The sequence below is a fragment of the Rhodococcus sp. NJ-530 genome, assembly GCF_003860625.1.
In the GTDB taxonomy this organism is placed as follows: domain Bacteria; phylum Actinomycetota; class Actinomycetes; order Mycobacteriales; family Mycobacteriaceae; genus Rhodococcus_F; species Rhodococcus_F qingshengii.
The window spans coordinates 3,613,718-3,635,334 of record NZ_CP034152.1 but is presented as its reverse complement, the minus strand read 5'-3'; the positions used below and the strand labels follow the sequence as shown (position 1 = coordinate 3,635,334).

The window sequence follows — 21,617 nt, the reverse complement described above, 5'->3', positions numbered from 1 at the left end:
GAACAAACTACAGACCGGTGGATCCACCGAATTCGTCGAGCGGTGTGGATATGTGATTGTTGTTTGTTTCCAATGCATTCCGAGTCGTGCTCGTGTCTCCCGTTTCCCGTCTCAGTCTGTTCACGTCCTTCTCGAGCGCGCTGACTTCTGTCTCGAGGGCACTGATCTTGCGGTTCAACGCTTGGATGCTCGCCATGCAGACGCCGTTCGCGTCGACGGCGGAGATCCGGCGGGCGTTGGATCCCAAGCCGAAAATCGCCGCAAAGTCTTGCGCCATCGGACCCAGGTGACGGACCGACTTGTGGTCGAATCCGTAACTCCACGTACTTATTCGGAGTGCCGTCAACCGGTCGAGCACGTCCTGCGCGCTCGTCGGAACATCTACGCCGGTATGCACGCCACGTCGATGCGCGGCCCGTGCGAACACCCACTGCGCGGGGTGTCGCATCGCGGCGTTCACCCGAATACCGACCCGAGTGCCCAAAAATTCAGTGCGCTCGCCCTCGTCAGGCGGTGAGTTCACGTCGTGCGGTTTTGACGGTCTTGTCGCTCAGCAGAATTCCCGCTCCTGCGCCGAGCAGTCCGAGGCCGATTCCGACAGCGGCGCTGCCGAGGCCCAAAGCAATTCCCAACATGATTCCTCCAAAAATTGTGCGGTGAATTGAGGGGCCAGGTGTCCGACGAAAGTGCTGCCGACCTGCTCCGCGCTCATCTTTCACATTGCTCCGCCGTGCGGGCGATGACAACCCGTCTGGACCGAATTTCTCGTGGAAAACACAGGCGTGCAACACTGGGTGAAGAACTGCTGAGTCATCGGCGTCTTGTCGGCGCCGTACGGGCGGCAGTAATTGAGTAGCCATCGACCGATCTCTAACGCAGGTTTATCTGCGCGCGGCAACGATGACCAGGCAAAAGGGTGGCATGTGAACGAATCGAGCAGTGGCTTGTTTTCCGACCTCAGCGCGTCGGAGCCCGTTGTCGACGCAAAAAGCGCCGAGCAACTGGCTGCCGAGCGTGAAACTGCGGCAGCAGAACGCTCCAACACCGACACCGCTGAACAGCGGCAGTCGCAGCTGTTCAGCGGTTAAGCGCGTCAGGACTCCTTGATCACCGACAGAACATTGCCGGCGGGATCGGTGAACCACGCGATGTCGGGGCCGTTGCCACGCATGATGCCTCGCGCATCCTGGGGGAATCCGTCGTATTTGAGAAACTCCACGCCACGTGCGGTCAGTTGGTCGACGGTTGTGTCGATGTCGTCGACGACGAAGTTGAGAATCGTGTAGGTCGCCGCTTCGTGATTCGGCTTCGGATAAACGAGGATCTCGGTTCCGCCGGCAAGATGTAGGCGAATCAGTCCCATGTCTCCGTCGGTTACCTTCAACCCGAGTGCTTCGCCGTAGAACTTCTTTGCAGAGTCGATGTCTGTCACCGAAAATCCGCTGAATGCTTTCGTGTCTGTAAGCATGACTATCTCCGTTCCCAGCGGTTGCCGGACTAGGTGGTTTGGGAATCCGTCATTCCGGATTCCATCTCGGCCCTGGCTTCCTCGCTGAACTCGATGATCTGAACGTAGTTTCCGTCGGGGTCGATCGCAGTGGCGAACAAACTGCCCCCGCGGTCTTCGAGTGGAGCGTGCCATTTTCCGCCGAGCGCATCGATGCGCTGTGCGATCGACCGGGCGTCGTCGGTTTCGACGTTGAGGAACATGCGACCCGGCTGGGGGTTGGTCTCGCCGACGTCGTCGCGTCTGTCGAGCATCACGTAGAAACCGTTGAAGTCGAGCACGTCGTAGCCGGGTTCGCCGGGAGTCCGGTCGACCTTCGGGGCGAACGCCTCGGCGTACCAGTCGCGCAAGCGTTCGGGGTCGGTGCTCGAGAGCAAAATGCTGCTGATGCTGGATCCGGACATGGGTCCTCCTGCTGTCGGTCGTTACTGTCGTCGGCAATCGAGGCTCTGGCCACATCACCTCCCAGATACAGACTTCCCGCAGCGGCGAAACTCATCGCGGCTCAGGTGTGTTCCGACACCAAGATCGCTGTCGTCCCGGGCTCGAGCGCCCGAAAGATGTGCTCCTCGTCGCCGGGATAAGCAAGATAGTCGCCCGGTCCGAGTTCGATCGGATTTGCAGTGGGCCCGACCTGCGCCCGTCCGGTGCCGATCACGACGTGTTCGGTGGTGCCGCGTGCATGCGGAGTCGAAATACGCGGCTCGCCCGGTTCGGCGACTATCCGATACAGATCGCGTCGTGCGTTCGGTGGGCTCGGCGCCAAGAGTGTCGCGATGTACGACGCGTTTGCCGACGCAATCGCGGGACCTTCTCCGGCTCGAATCAACTGAACGGTCTGTGCCTGAGAGTCGACGAGTTGTGAGAACGGCACGCCCAATGCGTTTCCGAGTGCCCACAGTGTTTCGAGGCTCGGATTTCCGAGTCCGGATTCGAGTTGGGAGAGTGTGGACTTGGCGATATCGGCGCGCCGGGCGACCTCCGAAAGGCTCAAGCCTGCTCGGGCACGTTCGCGTTTGAGTGCGACGGCGACCAGTTTCTGAGGAGTCTGCGCTGTATCCGTTTCATTACTGGGCATCGTTCGATTCTCCGATCGATCGTTCTACTTGACGAACGGTGTCACTTCGTTCAACATAGAATACATGCGTTCTTTATGGCGAACAGTTGATCGAGACACGGTTCGGGTGAGCGTGCTGATCTGTCTCTCCGTGGCCATCGTCGGTGTGTCCTACGGTGTGACGGCAGGATCGGCTGGATTCTCGTTGTGGCAGCTTTTGGCGTTGGCTGTACTCGTTCTGGGAGCGTCTTCGGAGTTCTTGTTCATCGGAATCATCGCAGCCGGAGGCAGTGCCACCGCTGCTGTTGTGGCGGGCTTGTTGATCAACTCCCGTAACTTCGCCTATGGGATGTCGGCAGGATCATTCCTCGGCAGGGATCGCTACAAAGATTCAGGCTGGCGCAGGGGCTCGGGCTGGCGCAAGTTGGTCGGCGCGCACCTGGTCAACGACGAAAGCGTCGCGGTTGCCATGGCGCAGGAATCGGTGGAGCGCAAGCGTGCGGCTTTTTGGTTCTGTGGAATCGGGATCGCGGTGTCGTGGCCGATCGGAGCTCTCCTGGGCGGGCTGCTCGGCAGAGTCGTCCGAGACCCCGGCGCGTTGGGATTGGATGCCGCGTTTCCGGTTGTCATTCTGGCCCTTGTCTTTCCTGCGCTGAAGGAGAAGGTGACGCTGCTTGCCGCCCTGATCGGTGCAGCAGTCGCGGTGGCCACGTCGCCGTTCCTGCCGCCCGGTACCGCTCCGCTCGTTGCGCTGCTGAGTATCGCGGTGACGATACCGTTCCGGGAGAAGGTTCGATGAATACCGCGTCGGTCTGGATCGGTATCGTCGTGTTCGCTTGCGGTTCTTACGCTTTGCGGGCAAGTGGCGTTCTGCTCCGCGCTCGGGTGAAGCTCTCCGGCTTCGCCGAGAAAACCCTCGATCGTGCTGTCGTGGTGCTGCTGCTCGCAGTGGTTGTGACATCGACGGTCTTCACCGGGCATGACGTTGCGGGGCCGGCGCGGATGCTCGGCGTGGTGGCCGGAGGCATCTGCGCCTGGTTCAAGGCGCCGTTGGTGGTCGTGGTGATTGTCGCGGCCGGCACTACTGCAGTACTCCGACTGTCAGGAGTGTCGTAGAGCCGATTCGATGGGCGTTGAATCGGGGATCGAATTCAGGCGAGTGCGAATGCCGTCGATGAACAGGTCCAGGCCGAACTGGAAGCGCACTGTCGGATCGCCGTCGAGGAGGTCCTCGTCGGAACCGCCGCCGATGACCTCGGGGGAGTCGGGGGAGATGGGAGCCCGGGTGAGTGCCCCCATCTCTTCCATCTGCGCTCGGGACTGCTCGTCCACGGTATGGCCGAGTACGTAATACAGCAGGGCATACGCCGCGAGTTGGGCGTGCTCGCGTGAGAGACCGGATTCTTGCCCGGCATGTACGAAATGCTCGCGCACCTTGCTGCTTGTCATCCGCGAGGCGAAGGTGGCGCTGACCAACTCGGCGCCGTCGCGGTGCGCCAGTAGGGCAGACCGAAGTCTGTGTGCCAGTTCGGAATACGCTTCTCGCCACGTGTCTGCGTCGACGGGGGCGTCGAGGTCTTCGAGGATCTTGTCGACAACCGCGCCCAGCAAGGTCTGTTTGTTCGGGAAGTGCCAGTACAGGGCGCCGGGTTGGACACCTAGTGAGGTTGCGAGCCTGCGCATCGTGAGGTCGGCAAGTCCGAACTCGTCGAGTATCGCCATGGCGCCGTCCAGCACGTCGCCGCGTCGCAACTGCACTTGTTGTTCCCCTCGTTTCGTCCCGCTGTGGAGCGCTTTCGATCGAATGTCGATCGGACCCGCCTTTGACAGTATTCCACCACGTCTCTAACGTGAACACCGTTCAACTTGTACGGTGTTCAATTCTGCTGGTTTCGAAGGAGACGTCTGTGACCCCGCCCCCGATTAGCACGGCCCCTGCGACGGTCGACATCCTCGACCAGGCGCGCGAGCAAGTTCTCGAAAGAGGAGTTGGCCTGACCGAAAGCCAGGTGCTCGACGTACTCCGACTCGACGACGACAGGCTCGAAGACCTGCTGGCTCTCGCCCACGATGTGCGTATGAAGTGGTGTGGACCGGAGGTCGAGGTCGAGGGCATCATCAGTCTGAAGACGGGCGGCTGCCCTGAGGACTGCCATTTCTGCTCGCAGTCCGGACTCTTCCAGTCGCCGGTTCGCGCGGCGTGGTTGGACATCCCGAGCTTGGTGGAAGCTGCCAAGCAGACTGCGAAGTCGGGCGCTACCGAGTTCTGCATCGTGGCCGCCGTCCGCGGACCCGACGCCCGGTTGCTCGCTCAGGTTGCCGCAGGCATCGAGGCGATCCGCAACGAGGTCGACATCCAGATCGCCTGCTCGCTCGGCATGCTCACCCAGGAGCAGGTCGACCAACTGGCCGCCATGGGTGTGCACCGGTACAACCACAACTTGGAAACTTCGAAGTCGCATTTCCCGAACGTCGTGACCACGCACTCGTGGGAAGAGCGGTGGAACACGCTTCGGATGGTTCGTGAAGCAGGCATGGAAGTGTGCTGCGGCGGAATCCTCGGCATGGGCGAATCCCTGGAGCAGCGCGCAGAATTCGCGGCCAACCTGGCTGAACTGGAGCCGGACGAGGTCCCGCTCAACTTCCTCAACCCGCGTCCGGGTACCCCGTTCGGTGATCTGGACGTGCTGCCCGCCAGCGAGGCGCTCAAGTCCGTGGCGGCATTCCGTCTCGCGCTGCCTCGCACGATCCTGCGCTTCGCGGGTGGACGCGAGATCACTCTCGGCGACCTGGGTGCCAAGCAGGGCATCCTCGGCGGAATCAACGCCGTGATCGTCGGCAACTATCTGACGACCCTCGGACGTCCCGCCGAGAAGGATCTGGATTTGTTGGTGGATCTGCAGATGCCGATCAAAGCACTGAACGACACTCTGTGAGCACTCCGGTGACCGAGGAGCGGTACAACCCGTTCACCGGGCGTCGGATCGTCGACGGCGTCGACGATCCGACGCCGACTGCGGCGTCGATGGGGCTCGAGCCTCCTCGCTTCTGCGAGCAGTGCGGGCGCCGCATGATCGTTCAGGTCAGCCCTGACGGATGGTGGGCGAAATGCTCCCGACACGGTGTCGTCGACTCGATCGACGTCGCCCGCAGGTAGCGTCACTCTGTGTGATCTCTCTTCGGCAGATTCGTCTGCGCACCGCGATCGTGATCGCCGCAACCATTGCGGGCGTGAGCGTGCTCGTCGGTGTGCTGTGGGCGTTCTTGGCTCCGGCCGAGCACCTGTTGGTGGTGTCCGAGGGGCGCGGCGTCGCGTTGACGGGTGAGAGCCTTCATCAGTTCGACGCGAGCGCCGTGTTCATCTGGCTGGCACTGATCGTCGGTGTGCTGTCGGCGGTGGCGGCCTGGTTGGCACGCCTGAGTCGAGGTCCTTATGCCCTGGGCGGGTTGATAGTCGGTTCAGTGGCAGGTACCGGACTGATGGCACTCGTGGGTTCGGGCGTGACAAAACTGCGTTTCCCCACGGCCGACAATCCGGCGGTCGGGGAGATCATCGCGCGGGCCCCGAACGTCGGAACTTTGCTCGTGCTTCTGTTTCAGCCGCTCGCGGCGTGCGTCGTGACATTGGTTCTTGCAGTGCTCAATCCGTACGACGACCTCGGGGTGGGGGACCACCCGGAATCCGGGGATCCGGAATCTGGGGATCCGGCCACCGACACCGAACAGGCCGAAGTCGAAAGCCAGCCGAAACTTCCGTAACTGTTGCGTCGCTACGCCGCAGAGGTCGACGAGCGCTTGGTTTCGGCTTTCATTCGCACGTCACCCAACAGTCGCCCGGAAATCAGCGCGCCCAACCGGCGGGTTGCGAAGCGAGTGCTGATCGAGGACACCCAGTTCGGCAGTCCCGATACGACGGTCGGCGGCGCGTAGCGTCGATCCAGTGCTCGGAAAGCGGTGTCCACCACCTGAGTTGCCGTCTGCATTCGCCCGACCGCCGCGTCTTCGGAGCCGACTACGTCGAAGAACTCGGTGCGCGTCGGACCGGGGCACACCGCCAATACAGTCAATCCGCTGCCGCGAGCTTCGGCCCAGAGTGCTTCGGTGAAGTTGAGTACGAACGCCTTGGACGCGCCGTAGACGGCCATGCCCGGTGTCGGCTGGAACGACGCTGTGCTGGCGATGTTGACCAGTGCTCCGCGGCCGGTGAGAAGGTCGGGCAGGAATGTGTGTGTCAGCTCGACCAGCGTGGCGATGTTGAGTTGAATTTCGGACGTGACGCGCTCGAGATCTTCGTCCACGAATGCCCCATGTGTTCCGAATCCGGCGTTGTTGATCAGCGAGTCGACGGTGATGCCACGGTTTGTCAGCTCCTGGTGCAGCGATGCACCGACGCCGGGTGCGGCCAGGTCGGCGGGCAGGACTGTCACGATGATGCCGTGGGCGCCACGGAGTTCGGTGGCGAGTGCCTCGAGGCGGTCGGCCCGCCTGGCGACCAGAACCAGGTTTGCGCCGCGAGCGGCAAAGCGATGAGCGAATTCCACTCCGAGCCCAGCGCTGGCTCCGGTGATGAGGACGGTGGTTCCGGCTACGTCGATGGCCATGGTGGCTCCTTCGGTTCGGGTGATCCCAAATGTAGGCACTGACACCATAGTTGTCAATGACAACATTTTGATATGGTGCCACCATGCCCGCCCACGAACAGCCGTATCATCACGGCAGCCTGCGACAGGAACTCCTGGCGTCGGCCGAAGCAACACTCGAACGAGATGGCGTCGACAAGTTGTCGCTGAGGCAACTCGCGCGTGAGGCGGGCGTGAGCCACGCGGCTCCGGGCAAGCACTTTCGTGATCGCCAGGCTTTGCTCGATGCCTTGGCCGAAAGTGGATTCCATCGGATGACCGGTGCGCTCGAGCGGGCAGTCGCGGATGCTCCACCGACCGCGAGGGCCCGGTTCTCCTCGCTCGCCAATGCCTACGTGGATTTTGCGCTGGAGCATCCGGGCCTGCTCTCTCTGATGTACAGCAACAAGCATGCGCCGGGCGCCGCCGAAACTGTCGTCAACGCGGGGCACGCGACGATGGACCTGACCGTCCGGCTCGTTTCGGAAGCTCAGGCCGCAGGTGACATTGCCGCCGGTGATCCGGAAAGTATTGCGCTGGTTGCCTTTGCGACGTTCCACGGCGTCGCGACGCTTGCTGCGGGCGGAATGTTGGGCGACGTGCCGGTGGGCGAGGTGGTGAACGCGGCCTCGACGGTCTTCTGGGCGGGCCTTTCCAGGGCTGTCTGAGGTGGGGCGCGCAATTCCCCAGAGTTCTCACAGAACCAGCACAAGGGAAGCACAAGATTGCGGACTTACATAGGAGTCAAGAAGTTTGATTCCGAGTGGAGGTTCGGCAATGAGTGATTCAGAGATCGCCCCCAACAGGGGAGTTGTACTTGTCACGGACATCGGATTCGAGCACGGTGCGCGCACGGCCGCCGAGTTTCTCGACGCTGGTTGGAGCGTGGCAGTCACGGCGCGGACGGTCACCGAATTGGTTCGCGTCATGGCGGGAAAACCTGCCCATCGCTTCTTTGCGATTGTCGCCGATCCGACGGATCGTTGGCAGGCCGATCGGATTCTCGATCGGGTGACTACTCGGTTCGGTGTAATCAACCGGGTCATCGATCCGGCCGGCGCCGTGACCTCGGTGTGGTTGCAGCGCGGAAGTCTCGAAGCTGTTGCCTGACAGTGCGATCGGTGTCAGCTTGGCGGCCGTAGTGCGGCGAATTCGTCGGTGACCCGCAAGGTGGAGTCGGTGAAACGGTACAGGGCGGGTGGACGTCCACCCGACTTGCCGGACGGTGCGGTGTTGCCTGTGGGAGTCAGAACGCCTCGACGCCCCAGCACGCGTTGCAAGTTGGTGGCATCGACCTGGTAACCGAGGGCAGCGCAGTAGATTTCGCGCAGTGTCGACATCGCGAACTCTTCCGGGGCCAGCCCGAATGCGATGTTGGTGTACGAGAGTTTCGCGGCAAGTCGATTGCGCGCGTGCCGTACGACGGTTCCGTGGTCGAACGACATCTCCGGCAACTTCGAAACGGGGTGCCAGGCCGTGTCCGGTGGCAGTTGTGGGTCGGCGCTGAGGGGAACGAGTCCGAGGAAGGTCGACGCGATGCGGCGCGGACCCGGCACGCGCTGTGGATCACTGAAGACGGAGAGCTGTTCGAGGTGGGCGACCTTTCTTAGGTCGACCTTCTCGGCGAGGAGTCGTCGAGCGGAGGTCGTCAGGTCCTCGTCGTCGCGCAGAGTGCCCCCGGGCAGGGACCACGTGCCCTTCTGTGGGTTGAGTGCACGCTGCCACAGCAGTACGGCCAACTCTTCACGTCCTTGCGGGCAGTGATCGCCGTCACCTGCGGCGATGCTTGCGGGGAAGGTGCGAACTTGGAACACCGCTGCAAGCACTTCGTGGGTGGTGTTACTATTGGGCACGTTTTCGATCCTAAGTCGAAAACCTCGAATACGGAAATCCGGGCCAGCCCGTCCGGATTTGAACTGGGTGACGAGCCCGGGTTCACGGTGAAGGAGAACGCCATGACGACCACGACGTTATGGGAGGGATCGGCCTCGCAGATTCACGACGGCCCCGGCGGATACAACGGAGTCGAAGCGACCCCCGAGTGGGCCGCTGAGATCAAACGTCTGGCTCGCGAACGCGGCGCGACGATTCTTGCGCACAACTACCAGCTGCCTGCGATTCAGGACGTCGCCGATCATGTCGGTGACTCCCTGGCGCTGTCGCGAATCGCTGCCGAGGCGCCCGAGGACACGATTGTCTTCTGCGGTGTGCACTTCATGGCCGAGACCGCGAAGATCCTGTCGCCGTCCAAGACCGTGCTGATCCCGGACGAGCGAGCCGGCTGCTCTCTGGCCGACTCGATCAATGCCGAGCAGCTTCGTGAGTGGAAGGCCGACAACCCGAACGCGCTGGTGGTGTCGTACGTGAACACAACCGCAGAGGTGAAGGGTCTCACCGACATCTGCTGCACCTCGTCCAATGCCGTCGACGTGGTCAACTCGATCGATCCCGACCGCGAGGTTCTGTTCCTGCCGGACCAGTTCCTGGGAGCTCACGTCAAGCGCGTGACGGGCCGTACCAACATGCAGATCTGGGCTGGTGAGTGCCACGTGCACGCCGGCATCAACGGTGACGAGCTGACGGCCAAGTCCAAGTCGCACCCGGACGCCGAGCTGTTCGTGCACCCTGAATGTGGTTGCGCTACTTCGGCTCTGTACCTAGCCGGTGAAGGCGCGGTCCCCGCGGACAAGGTCAAGATTCTCTCCACCGGCGGAATGCTCGACGCTGCCCGCGTCACCAAGAGCAAGCAGGTTCTGGTCGCGACCGAGATCGGGATGCTGCACCAGTTGCGCAAGGCAGCGCCCGACGTCGATTTCCAGGCCGTCAACGACCGCGCGTCGTGCCCGTACATGAAGATGATCACGCCTGCCGCGTTGCTTCGCTGCCTTCTCGAGGGCAAGGACGAGGTCCACGTCGATCTCGAGATGGCCAAGCGTGCACAGAAGTCGGTGCAGCGCATGATCGAGATCGGTAATCCGGGCGGCGGCGAGTGACCAGCCCTGCCGGGCGTTTCGCCTGGGAGGCTCATGCCGACCTGGTCGTCGTGGGAGGCGGTGTCGCGGGCCTCACCGCTGCGCGCACCGCTTCTCTGCGGGGATTGAAAGTACTCACGGTCAGCAAGGGCGGTCCGACGGACACCGCGACTCAGTACGCGCAGGGCGGCATCGCGGTCGTCGACGATCTGAATACCGATTCCGTCGAGTCGCACGTTTCGGATACGTGTGAGGCCGGCGTCGGTTTGTGCGACGAGGAAGCCGTCTATTCCATCGTCGAAGCTGGTCACGACGCTGTTGCTGCGCTGGCCGCGTTGGGAGCGGTCTTCGATCGCGGGCGAGACGGCGAGGTGTCGCGCACCCGCGAGGGTGGGCACAGCACGCGTCGGATCATCCATGCCGGCGGCGACGCCACTGGCGCGGAAGTGCAGCGGGCTCTCAATGCTGCCGGGCTCCCCGTTCTGTTCGGTGCAGTGGCAGTCCAGGTGGTGACCAACCGGCGTGGGGTGTGCGGACTCATCGTCTCCTCGCCGGAAGGCCTCGGAGTGATCCATGCGCCCGCGGTGCTGCTCGCTACCGGCGGACTCGGTCAGCTGTATGCCTGCAGCACAAATCCGCCCGGAGCGACTGCCGACGGAATCGCGTTGGCACTCGAAGCCGGTGCGGCGATTGCGGACCTGGAGTTCGTTCAGTTCCATCCGACGGTGCTCTTCACTCCGGGCGGGGTAGGCCGCCGACCCCTGATCAGTGAGGCGGTCCGCGGCGAGGGCGCGATTCTTGTCGACACCAACGGTGATTCGGTCACCGCAGGTGTTCATCCGCTGGGTGATCTCGCCCCGCGTGACGTGGTCTCGAGGGCAATCGCAGCACGCCTACGCGATCTCGGCACTGATCACGTCTATCTCGACGCTCGCAAGCTCGACGGTTTCGATTCGAGATTCCCGACCATCACGGCGTCCTGCCTCGAAGCGGGCATCGATCCACGCACCCAATTAATTCCGGTCGCCCCGGCCGCGCACTATTCGTGCGGCGGAGTCGCCACCGACGTCCATGGACGAACGGGAGTGCCTGGTCTCTACGCAGCAGGCGAAGTGGCTCGCACGGGATTGCACGGCGCGAATCGTCTTGCGTCCAACAGCCTTCTCGAGGGTTTGGTAGTCGGGGAGCGTGCAGGAATCGCAGCTGCCGAGCGTCGCGAGGTTCATGCCGAAGTGGTCAACGTGGTGCGCAAGCCGATGCCGATCCTGCCGCGAGAGACCGTGCAGTCCGTCATGACGGCACACGCGTCGGTGGTTCGCGACGGAGGCGGTCTCCAGATTGCGCGAGCCGCGCTTGCCGACGCCGAACAGACAGTGGCGGTGGCTGCTCCGGACCTCGAAGACGCGGCGCTCACGTTGACCGCGACTGCATTGGTCGACGTGGCCGTGGCGCGAACCGAGAGCCGTGGCTGCCATACCCGCACCGACTATCCTGAAACAGATCCGAATCAGCGTCGCAGCACTCGGATCAAGATGGGTGCCGATGGAGCGCTGGAAATACCCGACATGTTGTTGACAGGAGTTCATTGATGACCGAGCAGAAGATCCTGCCCGCGCCGCTCGACCGTGACGAGCTGCTCACATTGGTCAGGCTCGCTCTGGACGAGGATCTGCGCTATGGCCCCGACATCACTTCTACCGCAACGGTTCCCGCCGATGCGGTCGCGAAGGCGTCGGTCGTCTCACGCTCCTCGGGTACTGTCGCCGGCATCGATGTCGGACTGCTTGTTCTCGACGAGGTGATCGGCGCGGGTAACTACGAGGTCGTTGATCGGGTGGCCGACGGAACTCGGGTTGCGCCAGGTCAATCGGTGCTCACCGTTGTCGCACCCACCCGCGGACTTCTCACGGCAGAGCGCACGATGCTCAACCTCGTCTGCCATCTCTCGGGAATCGCCACGGCGACATCACAGTGGGTCGACGCCATCGCCGGCACTCATGCCAAAGTGCGGGACAGCCGAAAGACACTGCCCGGACTGCGTTCTCTGCAGAAATATGCAGTCCACGTGGGCGGAGGCGTCAACCACCGTATGGGATTGGGTGACGCGGCGTTGATCAAGGACAACCATGTTGCTGCTGCCGGTTCGGTGGTCGCAGCACTTCGTGCGGTCCGTGAGCTCGCCCCGGACATCGAGTGCGAAGTTGAGGTCGACAACCTCACTCAGCTCGATCAGGTGCTGGCGGAGAACGTGGAACTTGTTCTGCTGGACAACTTCCCGCTGTGGCAGACGCAGATCGCGGTCCAGCGCCGAGACGTTGTTGCTCCAGAAACCAAACTCGAGTCATCCGGTGGTCTCACCATCGACGTTGCCGCAGAGTACGCCCGAACCGGCGTCGACTACCTCGCTGTCGGTGCCCTGACACACTCGGTGACGGTCCTCGACCTCGGGCTCGACATGTAGATGCCGCTATTGCTCGGCGTCCAGCAGTTGTGGGACGGCCGAGCGAAGCGCGTTTGTCACGGTTGCGACCGCCGGGTGAGCGTCGGAGCCCGCTCGGTGTGCAATCTTCGTCCTTCGTCGAATTGGCATCGGCGTCAGGCGCACACCTAGCGGCGGATGGATTGCTCCGAGTTCAGGAACCAGCGAAACACCCTGTCCCGCAGCGACGAGGGCGAGAACGGTGGCGAACTCGTCGATGTGGTGTCGCACTTTCGGGGTGAATCCAGCTGCCTGGCATGCGCGAATAGTCATTGCATGACAAGCAGTTCCGGGAATTGCGGTAATCCAGGGACGTTCTACGCAGTCGGTCAGCGATGCGACAGCGTCGTGGGGATCTGACTCGATGTCACTCGATGCGAGGTACACGGCTTCGCTGCACAGCGGCAATGTCGTCAGGCCCGGTTCGGTGGGGCGAGGGACGAAGTCGTAGTCGTGAATCAACGCCAAGTCCAGAGTCCCAGCTCGTAGGTCGTCGGCGACGTCCGCCGGGTCGATCTCCGAAACCATCGGTTCCAACCCGGGATGCTCGCGAGACAGGGCGATCAATGCCGCCGGGAGGATCGCCCGTGCCGCGGTCGGGAACGTTCCGATGCGCAGCGGCCCCGCCAGTCCACGACGTGCGTCGACCAATTCACCTGACGCCTGCTCCAGGCGTTGCAGGATGGCTTCGGCATGACGTGCGAGGTTCTCACCGGCGGGTGTGAGTCGGACGCGACGGCCTGTTCGTTCCAGCAGCGGCACGCCGGCTTCACGTTCGAGGACGGCCAACTGCTGCGACACCGCGGAGGGACTGAACGACAGCGCCTCGGCAACGGCAACGATGGTTCCGCGCAGCGCTAGTTCGCGCAAGAGCTTCAGTCGGCGAACATCGAGCATCAGCTCAGCTTACGCTCGACGATGGAAATGCGAACTAGACCTACAAGGTTTGTTCGGTGAGGCTGAGTTCTATGAATGTGACTCGAGTTGACCTGGCCGGAATCCATGTTCCACTGATCACGCCCTTCGAGAGCGACGGTCGTATTGCAACCGATGCACTCGAACAGCTTGCGCACCAGGTCCTCTCCGAGGGTGCGGTCGGACTCGTTGCGCTGGCGACTACAGCGGAAGCCGCAACACTCACCGAGCAGGAGAGAGTGACCGTTCTGGATATCTGTGCGAATGTGTGCCGTGCGAGAGGTGCGACATTGATCGTCGGCGCGGGCAGTAACGACACGGCGGCCAGTGCGCAGGCGCTCGGGAGGCTGGCTCGGTGGCCTGAGGTCTCGGCGGCGTTGGTGCCGGTTCCCTCCTTCACGAGGCCGTCGAAAGCCGGTGTGGTGGCGCATTTCGCGCATCTGCAGTCGTCGAGCCCAGTGCCGCTGATCGTCTATCACGTGCCGTACCGAACTGCGTGCGATCTGGACAGCGGCACTTTGCAGGAGGTGGGTACTTTGCCCGGGGTTGTTGGTGTGAAGTATGCCGCGGGCGGTATCGACGCAGCTGCCGTCGAACTCTTCGCGGATCTTCCGGGCGACTTCGCCGTACTGGCGGGGGATGATCTATTTCTCGCGCCTCTTCTGGCCTTGGGTGCGGCCGGTGGCATCTTGGCGTCCGCTCATGTGTCGACCGCTGAGTTCGTCCGCTTGGTAAAAGCTTGGGAAAGTGGCGATGTGGACGGCGCGCGTGACCTCGGGCGGAGTTTGTCGAAGCTGTCCGGAGCTCTGTTCTCCGAACCGAACCCGACTGTGATCAAGGGCGTATTGCATGCGTTGGGACAGATTCCGACTCCCCATGTGCGACTGCCGTTGCTACCTGCGGGTGACGAATCGGTAGCGCGGGCGCTCGAGGTCTACCACTCTTGACTCGAACGGGTGTTCGAGTATGATTTGAGGAGGGGATCGGGGGATTCAATGACTGTCTTGTTGTCGGATGTGGTGTCTGGTTCTGCGGTGGGGTTACGCGGACGGTTGTGGCGGTTGACTGCTGCTGAGTTGCGCGCTGCTGCGGTGTCGGCGAGTGCGGAGATTCTGCGCCTCGAAGCCGTTCGTGTGGCGGTGGTCGACGAACTTTCGTTGCGTTCCGATGATCAGGTGATTGCCAGCCGCGGTGTGGGTGCGTGGTTGGCGGCGAACACGATGCTGCAGGTTCGGGACGGGAAGAAGATCGCCGCGTTGGGTGCGGCTTTGCGGCCGTTTCCGGCGGTGGCGGCTCGGTTCGATGGCGGGGACTGCTCCTTCGATCATGCCGTGTTGATCGTGGCGTTCTGTGAGTCACCGCCGAAGGGGATGCCGGAGGAGGCGCTACCGAAGTGCATCGATTTGTTGTTGGCTGCGGCATCGGGGGTGGAGGCGACGACCACGAAGGTGCGGAACGTAATCGCGACCTTGGAGCGGTTGTTCGAATCGGATGAGATCCCGCCCGCCGAGGATGTCGATCTCAATGAGTTGCGGATCGCCTCGACCTTGAACGGCCGGGTGGTGGTGCGTGGTGATTTCGACGCCCTCACCGGCGAAATGCTGCTCTCGGCCCTGTCGAATCTGACGATGCCGACCCCGGCACCGGACGGGACTCCCGATGCTCGGTCGGCGGCGAAGCGGACCGCGGACGGGTTCACCGAACTGATCCGCCGCTATCTCGACTGCGCCAAAACAGGCACAGACGGTGGTCAACGCCCGCACGTGAACGTGCACATCAACGCCCGTGATCTGGCCGAGCATCGGGACTGCGCCGCCACACCCTCGCCCGATGGTGGTGGAATGGCTGTGTCGGATCTTGATGTCGGGCACATGCCCTGGCTCGGACCGCTGTCGGTGTCGCAGACCAGACTCCTCGGCTGTGACTGCTTCCTGTCCACCGTCCTGCTCGACAGTCACGGCGCGCCCTTGGATGCGCAACCAGGAAAGAGGTTGGTCACCGCCGAACAACGAGTGGCGTTGATCGCCCGAGACAAGGGCTGCGCGTTCCCCGGCTGCACGTGCGTACCCGCCTGGACCGATGCGCACCATATCCGGCACTGGGCGAACGGTGGGCCGACAGAGATGAACAACCTGGTCCTGCTGTGCCGTTCACACCACCGGCTGATGCACCGGAAATCCGGGTTCGTCGGCAAATGGGAAATTCGGATCGGTGTCGACAACAAGCCCTGGTTCATCCCGCCGCCCTCGATCGACCCGCAGCAGCACCCACGGCCGGCCAACACCACATTCAAAACCTGACTGAGTGGTGACACCCGTTCAGGCGCACAACTTCACGCCGATAGGCTTCAACTCGGAGATACACCCGGGTTGGGGCCTGGAGGCCGTGTTGTTGTGAACGGCTGCAGATATGGGGGAGGTCATATGGTTGTCGACGTTGTGCAAGCGGTCGAGACCGATGGGCCGGAGATTCTGGCGCTGCGGCACGCGGCAGAAGACTGGTTGGCAGAACGCGGAATCATCCAGTGGCGCCCGCGTGAAGTGTCTGTCGAGCAGGTCGGGGAGCAGATTTCGAGAGGGGAGTTCTTTGTTGCGCGAGACCGGGAACAGTCGAGGATTGTCGGTGCCCTGCGGTTGATCTGGTCAGACCCCGTGGTCTGGCCCAATTCGAACGATCCTGCCGGCTACGTGCACGGATTGGTTATCGATCGAGAATTCTCGGGCACCTCGTTGGGCGAACGCTTACTCGTCTGGGCCCATCGACGGTCCGCGCAGGAGAACGCGCAGTACCTGCGGCTCGATTGTGTAGAAACCAACGTGCGGTTGCGCCGCTATTACCGAGACGCGGGTTTCGCCGAGGTAGGGCGTCGTGACTTCGGAGACGATGCCGACACCGGTTGGTTCAGCGTCGTGCTGTTCGAGCGCTCCCTGACCTGAGCCATTCACAGCAACTTTCCAGCCGGCTCCCAGTGCCGCCAGGGTTGGAGACGCGATCGTTGGCAGGACAGTAACTCGTGAAGGGACTTCCTGATGACCGCCGTTCTGCATCCGGCCCCGCGTCAGCGGCCGGCACCAACTGCCCATCGCGCGGAGCCCTCGCCGTCGTGGTTCCGCACGCGCAGTACAGGATTGGCGCTGACGATCCTGTTGGCAGCAACGGCAGTCCTGTATTTGTGGAATCTGACCGCGAGTGGCTACGCCAACACCTTCTACGCTGCGGCGGCGCAGGCCGGCTCCCAGAATTGGAAAGCGTGGTTCTTCGGTTCCCTCGATACCTCGAATTTCATCACTGTCGACAAACCGCCCGCTTCATTGTGGGTCATGGGTGTGTCCGGACGAATCTTCGGATTCTCGAGTGCCAGTCTTCTAGTTCCGCAGGCGTTGATGGGCGTCGGATCAGTAGCGCTCGTGTATGCGGCCGTCAAACGAGTGGCGTCGCCCGCTGCGGGTTTGGGGGCGGGAGCTGTTTTGGCAGCTACGCCCGCTGCCGCCCTGATGTTCAAGTTCGACAATCCTGATGCACTGTTGGTTCTGCTCATGACTCTTGCCGGCTACTTCGTGATTCGGGCTATGGGCACGGCGATCGGTCGTCGAGCAGCGATGTGGGTGGCGCTCGCAGGAGTAGCGCTGGGGTTTGCCTTTCTCACCAAGATGCTGCAAGGGCTGATGGTGTTGCCTGTATTCGGTGCCGCGTATTTGATCGCCGGACAGGTGCGCTTGCGGACTCGCCTGGTCCACCTGGTGATCGGTGCTGCGTCCGTTGTCATATCGGCTGGGTGGTGGGTGTTGGCAGTGTGGCTGTGGCCCGCTGATTCTCGCCCGTACATCGGCGGATCGACCAACAACAGCGTCATGGACTTGGTACTGGGATACAACGGATTGGGTCGACTTTTCGGGAGCACCGGTGGCGGTGGCGGAATGGCCGGTGGCAGTGCAGGTTCGAGCTTCGGGGGAAGTGCCGGACTCGAACGGCTGTTCGGCAGCGAGATGGGTATCCAGATTTCCTGGCTTATTCCTGCGGCTTTGATTGCGTTGGTGTTCGGCTTACTCGCCTGTGGGCGCGCACCGCGCACAGATCTTGTCCGTGCGTCGTTGATCCTTTGGGGTGGCTGGTTTCTCGTTACCGGCCTGATCTTCAGCTACATGTCCGGCACGATCCACCCCTATTACACAGTTGCGCTGGCGCCCGCCGTCGCGGGGATGATCGGGACCGGTGGATACGCTCTGTGGTTGGTCCGTGCCCGTTGGATCGGACGTTGCGGCTTGGCTGCGACGATGCTGGCCGCAGGAATCTGGAGTTGGGTGTTGTTGCACCGCAATGCCGACTGGCTGCCGATGCTGAAGTGGATTCTGTTGGCGGGCAGTGTCGTCGGCGCGATCCTGGTTCTCGTGGGAGCCAAGGATCGATTCCGCAAGCTCGCTGTCGCTGGATTGATTCTTGGATCGTTGGCAGGGATAACCGGTTCTGCGTCTTACGCGATTGCCACTGCCGCAACAGCGCACGGCGGATCCATCCCGACGGCCGGACCAACCGGCGCCGTGTCCGCCTCCGGAATGGGCGGGGGAGGAGGTATGGGTGGGGGCCCAGAGCTGCAAAACGGTGACGCTCCGCCGAATTCTTCTGACGCGACTGTAAATCCGGCGTCGAACGGGCAAGAACTGAGTAGCGGCAGCGAAAGTACTTCCGAGTTGACGGCAATGCTGGTCAATGCGGGCACCACGTGGTCGGCCGCGACCAACGGCTCGCAAAGCGCAGCAACCTACGAGTTGGCCAGCAATACCGCGGTGATGGCGATCGGCGGTTGGAGTTCCGATCCCGCACCGACATTGGATCAATTCATCCAGTACGTGGCAGACGGAAAAATTCACTACTACATTGCCGGTGGCCAGGGCGGAAGCCAGCGAGAGGGCCAAAGCGGGGACAGCACGTCGAGTGCCATCCAGGAATGGGTCGAAGCCAATTTCGCATCGACGACCGTGGGAAATTCCACGGTTTACGACCTCACTGGGTATGTCGGATAGTGACGTAGTTGTTGCCGTAGGCAATGATCGAGAAATGTCTGGGCGCACCGCACACGAGTCGAACCGTCGCCGCGAGCAATGGACCTGGCGCGACGGGTTGGTGATCGTCTCGATCGTCGCCTTGGGAACTGTTGTCGCGGCGGTGACGAACGAGGACACGGGCGCGTCGATTCCCGGATGCGAGTCTGTGGAATCGCCGGGTCCGCCGGTGCGATTCAACTACGGTTTTGCCGGTGAGCCCGGTTATGGCGACCCGGACTATCCGTGGTTCTCGGGTCCGAAGGCCACCGCCATGAGCGATGCACTACTCGAATCGTTGCCTTCCGATGTGGAGGTTGTATTTGCGAGTCCGTCGCAATCGCTCGAGTTTGCGCCGATCCAGAATTACCGGGGGGCTTCGTTTCCTGACGGGGTCGACCCGATCGAGTTCAGCGGTTCTACGTCGGCGAAGGGAACCTTGACTCGCGTCGGGCGGACTGCGGATATCTCGGTTCAGGTGCGTGCATGGGATCAGCCGGTGCCGCCGTGCTTGGAGGGTCTGGTGGATCGGCGGGAGCATCTCGAAAACGGAACAGTGCTCGACATCGCCGATTTCGAGGACAGAGCCGATTTCGAAGACAAAGACGGTTCGGAAGTCGGGGGCGAGCGCGGAGTCGTCGCGTATCTCGGTGATGGATCCCGGGTTGTTGCCAGCGTCGACACGTCGACCGGAACTTCGTCGGATGCTTCCCCGCTCTTGACGATGGACGAACTGATCGCGTTAGCGACCGCGCCGGGGCTTGCGGTGACTGCGCCGGTTCCAGACTCGACGCCGCCGCCGATGGCATCCTGCTACACCGATTCTGTGAATGCCGGTCCACCTGCGTCGCGCATGGATATCGACCGACTGAATCAGTTGCTCGATGCACGTTGGAAGGATCTCGGCGCGGCAGGCGTCACTTTGGAGCGCCCGCTCGGTTCGTTGGTTCCAGATGATTACGGACAGGGAGGAGTGTGCGAGCGGATCGTCGCCTCGACAGCGGACGGCAGCAGCGATGTCGAAATATCAGTTGGTACCGCTGTGCCGGAACCGGGTGACACACTGACGTTGCCAGGCTCCACCACCGTGACTCGCCTGGTCGATCCCGATGGCTCGGGCGATGACACGGTCCGGGTTGTTCACCCCTCCGGCGAAACAGTAGTGGTGACCCAGTTCGTGACATCGGCTGGCTCCACATCGGCGTCGCCTTTGACAATCGAACAGCTCGAGTTCATCGCAACCACTCCAGGGCTGGTGATTTCGGCTCGGTGACGGTGGTGCTGGCACAATAGTGGCGAATTGTTCGTACCCAGAGACGTCGGAGGCTCAACGAATGGGCGATGCCAGCCCTGCTCGCGGTGACGATTTCTCCACCTGGTTCATCGATCAGTTCTCCGTGTACTGGCAGTCCGGCGGTGGGGCCCGCATCGAAGGACGTATTGCGGGCTATCTGTTGATCAGCGAGTCGCCAGGGGTCAGCGCCGAAGAGTTGGCGCAGGCACTCGGAGCAAGTCGCGGATCGGTGTCCACCTACATTCGTCGGTTGATCGACCGGGGGTTCGTCAAGCTCACGCGCAAGCCTCGGGATCGGACTCACTACTACGTCATGGATTCCGACGTGTGGGGCGGATTCCTCGAAACAGAGCACGTGTATCTCGAGAATCAACGCAAGCTTGCGACCGAGGCCCTGCAGTACGCAAATCCCAACGGTCCCGCGTACATTCGTGTGCTCAACATGCGCGATTACATGGGGTGGATCATCGACAATCGCATGCTGAGCAGTGAGTGGATGCGATTCAAAGCTGAACGCGACGGCAAGAAACCCGCGTCCGAATAGGACGCGGGTTTCTCGATCGCACGATGCTGATCTACATCACTTGTTCAGCTTCGCGATTGCCTCGTCGATCATCGGCACGTAGCGCTCGAGCGACCAGGGCACGGTCAGAGGGTTGATCATCGAGGAACCGGTGACGAAGGGCTGTTCGGTCGGAGCGATGACAGTTCCCCGAGCCACAGCGGGGATTGCCTGGTAAGCGGGCTGCGCTTCGATCTCGGCCCGGTTGGCCGGGTCCGAGTAGAAGGTGAAGAGCAGGTCGGACTTGTCGAGGAGGTTTGCGTTCTCGAGGCCGATGACGGCGGAGTCTGTTCCTTCAGATTCCGTCAAGGTGTAGACGACGGGATCCACCTGCAGGCCAAGTGCGCGGACCATGGCCACACGCTGCTCTTCGGCGAAAAAGACGCCGAGGGTTCCTGGGCCCGTGTTGTAGATGAAAGAGAAGCTGACGTCGGCGTAGTTCGGATGTGCTGCAGTCGATTCCGCGAACTGCGACTTGATCTTGTCGATTTCGGCTGTCGCCTTCTCGGATTCGCCCATGGCTTTGCCGATGACGCTGATCTGGTCTTCCCACGTGATGGTCCAGGGGCTCTCGGCGTAGGCGACGGTCGGCGCGAACGCGTTGAGTGAGTCGAACTGCTGCTGAGTGATGCCGGACCAGGGGGCGAGGATCAGGTCGGGTTCGAGAGCGATGATCGCTTCGATGTTGAGATCGGTTCCGCCGGTGAACTGCTCTGGCAGTTCGCCACCTTGCTTCGTGACCGCTTCGTGCACCCACGGCAGATACCCGGTGTCGTCGCTGCCCCATGCGTACTTTTCGACGCCGACCGGGATCGTGCCGAGCGCGATTACGGTCTCCGCCGACCCCATGCCAAGAGTCACGATTCGCTCGGGCTTTTCGGTGATGACGGCGTTTCCGAGCGCACTTTCGATGGTGACGGTTTCGAAGTCGCTGCTGCTCGATTCGGTTGCGGTGTCGTTGTTACTGCATCCGCCGATTACCAGGGCAGCAATGACCAATCCACTCAGCGCCACAGTTCGGCGAAGTGAGCGCACACGGGCGTATCGCATGGGGAACCTTCCGTTGTCGATGCGCCGAGGAGTGAGACTCCGACGGATCGCAGCCGACGGCCGGTTCCAGGCGCGTCAGGAAGCATAGGCTAGCCTTCGCCAAAGTTTCAAATCTGCTGAAAG

General features: G+C 62.3%; 27 protein-coding genes. 17 read left to right on the top strand and 10 right to left on the bottom strand.

Going from position 1 to position 21,617, the window contains the following annotated elements; translation table 11 throughout:
- Positions 1 to 7 precede the first annotated feature (7 nt).
- Together EHW12_RS16845 and EHW12_RS35880 are read right to left on the bottom strand one after the other, a co-directional pair.
- Positions 8 to 523, bottom strand: coding sequence for a tail fiber domain-containing protein (locus tag EHW12_RS16845; RefSeq protein ID WP_030537101.1), 516 nt, complete (start codon positions 521 to 523; stop codon positions 8 to 10).
- The gene (locus EHW12_RS35880; protein WP_003941742.1) at positions 507 to 635 is read right to left on the bottom strand and encodes a hypothetical protein; all 129 of its coding nucleotides are present in this window, start codon (positions 633 to 635) and stop codon (positions 507 to 509) included. Before EHW12_RS35880 ends, EHW12_RS16845 begins: the two co-directional genes overlap by 17 nt.
- 288 nt (positions 636 to 923) lie before the next feature.
- Between EHW12_RS35880 and EHW12_RS34635 the strand changes: the two genes are divergently transcribed.
- Positions 924 to 1,088, top strand: a complete 165-nt coding sequence (locus tag EHW12_RS34635; protein ID WP_003941708.1) for a hypothetical protein — start codon at positions 924 to 926, stop codon at positions 1,086 to 1,088.
- 5 nt (positions 1,089 to 1,093) lie between these two features.
- Here EHW12_RS34635 and EHW12_RS16840 read toward each other — a convergent pair whose 3' ends face one another.
- From EHW12_RS16840 to EHW12_RS16830, 3 genes are all read right to left on the bottom strand, one after another.
- Positions 1,094 to 1,468, bottom strand: coding sequence for a VOC family protein (locus EHW12_RS16840; RefSeq protein WP_125051225.1), 375 nt, complete (start codon positions 1,466 to 1,468; stop codon positions 1,094 to 1,096).
- A 29-nt stretch (positions 1,469 to 1,497) separates the two neighbouring features.
- Positions 1,498 to 1,911: a VOC family protein gene (locus EHW12_RS16835; protein ID WP_030537099.1), complete on the bottom strand. Its 414-nt coding sequence runs from the start codon at positions 1,909 to 1,911 to the stop codon at positions 1,498 to 1,500.
- A 101-nt stretch (positions 1,912 to 2,012) separates the two neighbouring features.
- Positions 2,013 to 2,585, bottom strand: a complete 573-nt coding sequence (locus tag EHW12_RS16830) for an XRE family transcriptional regulator (protein ID WP_125051223.1) — start codon at positions 2,583 to 2,585, stop codon at positions 2,013 to 2,015.
- A 64-nt stretch (positions 2,586 to 2,649) separates the two neighbouring features.
- On the opposite strand from EHW12_RS16830, the gene EHW12_RS16825 reads away from it, so the two are divergent.
- Positions 2,650 to 3,363, top strand: a complete 714-nt coding sequence (locus EHW12_RS16825) for an AzlC family ABC transporter permease (protein WP_206434747.1) — start codon at positions 2,650 to 2,652, stop codon at positions 3,361 to 3,363.
- Positions 3,360 to 3,680 (top strand): AzlD domain-containing protein, encoded by a 321-nt coding sequence (locus EHW12_RS16820; RefSeq protein WP_007733089.1) that lies wholly within the window; start codon positions 3,360 to 3,362, stop codon positions 3,678 to 3,680. The genes EHW12_RS16825 and EHW12_RS16820 overlap by 4 nt, the downstream gene beginning before the upstream one ends.
- On the opposite strand, the gene EHW12_RS16815 is transcribed toward EHW12_RS16820, so the two are convergent.
- Positions 3,666 to 4,322 (bottom strand): TetR/AcrR family transcriptional regulator C-terminal domain-containing protein, encoded by a 657-nt coding sequence (locus EHW12_RS16815; RefSeq protein WP_125051220.1) that lies wholly within the window; start codon positions 4,320 to 4,322, stop codon positions 3,666 to 3,668. The two genes, EHW12_RS16820 and EHW12_RS16815, sit on opposite strands and share 15 nt — an antisense overlap.
- A 164-nt stretch (positions 4,323 to 4,486) precedes the next feature.
- Between EHW12_RS16815 and bioB the strand changes: the two genes are divergently transcribed.
- The 3 genes from bioB to EHW12_RS16800 are packed head-to-tail and all read left to right on the top strand — an operon-like array spanning position 4,487 to position 6,323.
- Complete coding sequence (gene bioB / locus EHW12_RS16810) at positions 4,487 to 5,500, top strand: biotin synthase BioB (protein ID WP_024487821.1); 1,014 nt, start codon at positions 4,487 to 4,489, stop codon at positions 5,498 to 5,500.
- On the top strand, positions 5,497 to 5,721 hold the full coding sequence (locus EHW12_RS16805) for a hypothetical protein (RefSeq protein WP_003941741.1): 225 nt from the start codon (positions 5,497 to 5,499) through the stop codon (positions 5,719 to 5,721). Before bioB ends, EHW12_RS16805 begins: the two co-directional genes overlap by 4 nt.
- Before the next feature lie 11 nt (positions 5,722 to 5,732).
- Entirely contained in the window at positions 5,733 to 6,323 is a 591-nt protein-coding gene (locus tag EHW12_RS16800; protein WP_007733080.1) for a DUF2567 domain-containing protein, read from the top strand.
- A gap of 11 nt (positions 6,324 to 6,334) precedes the next feature.
- Here EHW12_RS16800 and EHW12_RS16795 read toward each other — a convergent pair whose 3' ends face one another.
- On the bottom strand, positions 6,335 to 7,165 hold the full coding sequence (locus EHW12_RS16795) for an SDR family oxidoreductase (protein WP_007733078.1): 831 nt from the start codon (positions 7,163 to 7,165) through the stop codon (positions 6,335 to 6,337).
- 83 nt (positions 7,166 to 7,248) lie between these two features.
- Between EHW12_RS16795 and EHW12_RS16790 the strand changes: the two genes are divergently transcribed.
- Both EHW12_RS16790 and EHW12_RS16785 read left to right on the top strand, forming a co-directional pair.
- Entirely contained in the window at positions 7,249 to 7,851 is a 603-nt protein-coding gene (locus EHW12_RS16790; RefSeq protein WP_007733070.1) for a TetR/AcrR family transcriptional regulator, read from the top strand.
- 109 nt (positions 7,852 to 7,960) lie between these two features.
- Complete coding sequence (locus tag EHW12_RS16785; RefSeq protein WP_064689179.1) at positions 7,961 to 8,293, top strand: hypothetical protein; 333 nt, start codon at positions 7,961 to 7,963, stop codon at positions 8,291 to 8,293.
- A 14-nt stretch (positions 8,294 to 8,307) separates the two neighbouring features.
- Here EHW12_RS16785 and EHW12_RS16780 read toward each other — a convergent pair whose 3' ends face one another.
- Positions 8,308 to 9,036 carry an NUDIX domain-containing protein gene (locus tag EHW12_RS16780; protein WP_007733069.1) on the bottom strand — a complete coding sequence of 243 codons (729 nt, stop codon included), beginning with the start codon at positions 9,034 to 9,036 and terminating at the stop codon, positions 8,308 to 8,310.
- Positions 9,037 to 9,138: 102 nt separating this feature from the next.
- On the opposite strand from EHW12_RS16780, the gene nadA reads away from it, so the two are divergent.
- The 3 genes from nadA to nadC are packed head-to-tail and all read left to right on the top strand — an operon-like array spanning position 9,139 to position 12,616.
- Entirely contained in the window at positions 9,139 to 10,176 is a 1,038-nt protein-coding gene (nadA, locus tag EHW12_RS16775; protein WP_003941702.1) for a quinolinate synthase NadA, read from the top strand.
- Complete coding sequence (locus EHW12_RS16770) at positions 10,173 to 11,744, top strand: L-aspartate oxidase (protein WP_125051218.1); 1,572 nt, start codon at positions 10,173 to 10,175, stop codon at positions 11,742 to 11,744. The genes nadA and EHW12_RS16770 overlap by 4 nt, the downstream gene beginning before the upstream one ends.
- Entirely contained in the window at positions 11,744 to 12,616 is an 873-nt protein-coding gene (gene nadC / locus EHW12_RS16765) for a carboxylating nicotinate-nucleotide diphosphorylase (protein WP_125051216.1), read from the top strand. Before EHW12_RS16770 ends, nadC begins: the two co-directional genes overlap by 1 nt.
- Before the next feature lie 6 nt (positions 12,617 to 12,622).
- Here the strand turns inward: nadC and EHW12_RS16760 are convergent, their stop codons facing one another.
- A complete protein-coding gene (locus EHW12_RS16760) occupies positions 12,623 to 13,531 on the bottom strand; it encodes a LysR substrate-binding domain-containing protein (RefSeq protein WP_030537090.1) in 909 nt (302 codons plus the stop codon).
- Positions 13,532 to 13,602: 71 nt separating this feature from the next.
- Here EHW12_RS16760 and EHW12_RS16755 point away from each other — a divergent pair, with 71 nt between their 5' ends.
- The 6 genes from EHW12_RS16755 (at position 13,603) to EHW12_RS16730 (ending at position 20,426) form a co-directional block, all read left to right on the top strand.
- Positions 13,603 to 14,496 (top strand): dihydrodipicolinate synthase family protein, encoded by an 894-nt coding sequence (locus EHW12_RS16755; RefSeq protein ID WP_125051215.1) that lies wholly within the window; start codon positions 13,603 to 13,605, stop codon positions 14,494 to 14,496.
- Between the two features lie 48 nt (positions 14,497 to 14,544).
- Positions 14,545 to 15,849: an HNH endonuclease signature motif containing protein gene (locus tag EHW12_RS16750; protein ID WP_125051213.1), complete on the top strand. Its 1,305-nt coding sequence runs from the start codon at positions 14,545 to 14,547 to the stop codon at positions 15,847 to 15,849.
- Between the two features lie 123 nt (positions 15,850 to 15,972).
- Positions 15,973 to 16,485 (top strand): GNAT family N-acetyltransferase, encoded by a 513-nt coding sequence (locus EHW12_RS16745; protein ID WP_042449578.1) that lies wholly within the window; start codon positions 15,973 to 15,975, stop codon positions 16,483 to 16,485.
- Between the two features lie 93 nt (positions 16,486 to 16,578).
- Positions 16,579 to 18,570 (top strand): glycosyltransferase family 39 protein, encoded by a 1,992-nt coding sequence (locus tag EHW12_RS16740; RefSeq protein ID WP_125051211.1) that lies wholly within the window; start codon positions 16,579 to 16,581, stop codon positions 18,568 to 18,570.
- A 34-nt stretch (positions 18,571 to 18,604) separates the two neighbouring features.
- A complete protein-coding gene (locus EHW12_RS16735) occupies positions 18,605 to 19,861 on the top strand; it encodes a hypothetical protein (RefSeq protein ID WP_099698142.1) in 1,257 nt (418 codons plus the stop codon).
- Positions 19,862 to 19,922: 61 nt separating this feature from the next.
- Positions 19,923 to 20,426 (top strand): MarR family transcriptional regulator, encoded by a 504-nt coding sequence (locus EHW12_RS16730; RefSeq protein WP_003942377.1) that lies wholly within the window; start codon positions 19,923 to 19,925, stop codon positions 20,424 to 20,426.
- Between the two features lie 36 nt (positions 20,427 to 20,462).
- Here the strand turns inward: EHW12_RS16730 and EHW12_RS16725 are convergent, their stop codons facing one another.
- Complete coding sequence (locus tag EHW12_RS16725; RefSeq protein ID WP_042449574.1) at positions 20,463 to 21,494, bottom strand: iron-siderophore ABC transporter substrate-binding protein; 1,032 nt, start codon at positions 21,492 to 21,494, stop codon at positions 20,463 to 20,465.
- Positions 21,495 to 21,617: the final 123 nt, after the last annotated feature.

What these genes read in the sequence shown, in the direction of transcription:
- EHW12_RS16735 (WP_099698142.1), top strand. Translation starts at nt 18,605, where the DNA reads ATGTCTGGGCGCACCGCACACGAGTCGAACCGTCGCCGCGAGCAATGG.
- EHW12_RS16820 (WP_007733089.1), top strand. Translation starts at nt 3,360, where the DNA reads ATGAATACCGCGTCGGTCTGGATCGGTATCGTCGTGTTCGCTTGCGGT.
- EHW12_RS16755 (WP_125051215.1), top strand. Translation starts at nt 13,603, where the DNA reads ATGAATGTGACTCGAGTTGACCTGGCCGGAATCCATGTTCCACTGATC.
- EHW12_RS16725 (WP_042449574.1), bottom strand. Translation starts at nt 21,494, where the DNA reads ATGCGATACGCCCGTGTGCGCTCACTTCGCCGAACTGTGGCGCTGAGT.
- nadC (WP_125051216.1), top strand. Translation starts at nt 11,744, where the DNA reads ATGACCGAGCAGAAGATCCTGCCCGCGCCGCTCGACCGTGACGAGCTG.
- EHW12_RS16795 (WP_007733078.1), bottom strand. Translation starts at nt 7,165, where the DNA reads ATGGCCATCGACGTAGCCGGAACCACCGTCCTCATCACCGGAGCCAGC.
- EHW12_RS16825 (WP_206434747.1), top strand. Translation starts at nt 2,650, where the DNA reads ATGCGTTCTTTATGGCGAACAGTTGATCGAGACACGGTTCGGGTGAGC.
- EHW12_RS16730 (WP_003942377.1), top strand. Translation starts at nt 19,923, where the DNA reads ATGGGCGATGCCAGCCCTGCTCGCGGTGACGATTTCTCCACCTGGTTC.
- EHW12_RS35880 (WP_003941742.1), bottom strand. Translation starts at nt 635, where the DNA reads ATGTTGGGAATTGCTTTGGGCCTCGGCAGCGCCGCTGTCGGAATCGGC.
- nadA (WP_003941702.1), top strand. Translation starts at nt 9,139, where the DNA reads ATGACGACCACGACGTTATGGGAGGGATCGGCCTCGCAGATTCACGAC.
- EHW12_RS16760 (WP_030537090.1), bottom strand. Translation starts at nt 13,531, where the DNA reads ATGCTCGATGTTCGCCGACTGAAGCTCTTGCGCGAACTAGCGCTGCGC.
- EHW12_RS16840 (WP_125051225.1), bottom strand. Translation starts at nt 1,468, where the DNA reads ATGCTTACAGACACGAAAGCATTCAGCGGATTTTCGGTGACAGACATC.
- EHW12_RS16740 (WP_125051211.1), top strand. Translation starts at nt 16,579, where the DNA reads ATGACCGCCGTTCTGCATCCGGCCCCGCGTCAGCGGCCGGCACCAACT.
- EHW12_RS16835 (WP_030537099.1), bottom strand. Translation starts at nt 1,911, where the DNA reads ATGTCCGGATCCAGCATCAGCAGCATTTTGCTCTCGAGCACCGACCCC.
- EHW12_RS16790 (WP_007733070.1), top strand. Translation starts at nt 7,249, where the DNA reads ATGCCCGCCCACGAACAGCCGTATCATCACGGCAGCCTGCGACAGGAA.
- EHW12_RS16750 (WP_125051213.1), top strand. Translation starts at nt 14,545, where the DNA reads ATGACTGTCTTGTTGTCGGATGTGGTGTCTGGTTCTGCGGTGGGGTTA.
- EHW12_RS16745 (WP_042449578.1), top strand. Translation starts at nt 15,973, where the DNA reads ATGGTTGTCGACGTTGTGCAAGCGGTCGAGACCGATGGGCCGGAGATT.
- EHW12_RS16830 (WP_125051223.1), bottom strand. Translation starts at nt 2,585, where the DNA reads ATGCCCAGTAATGAAACGGATACAGCGCAGACTCCTCAGAAACTGGTC.
- EHW12_RS16785 (WP_064689179.1), top strand. Translation starts at nt 7,961, where the DNA reads ATGAGTGATTCAGAGATCGCCCCCAACAGGGGAGTTGTACTTGTCACG.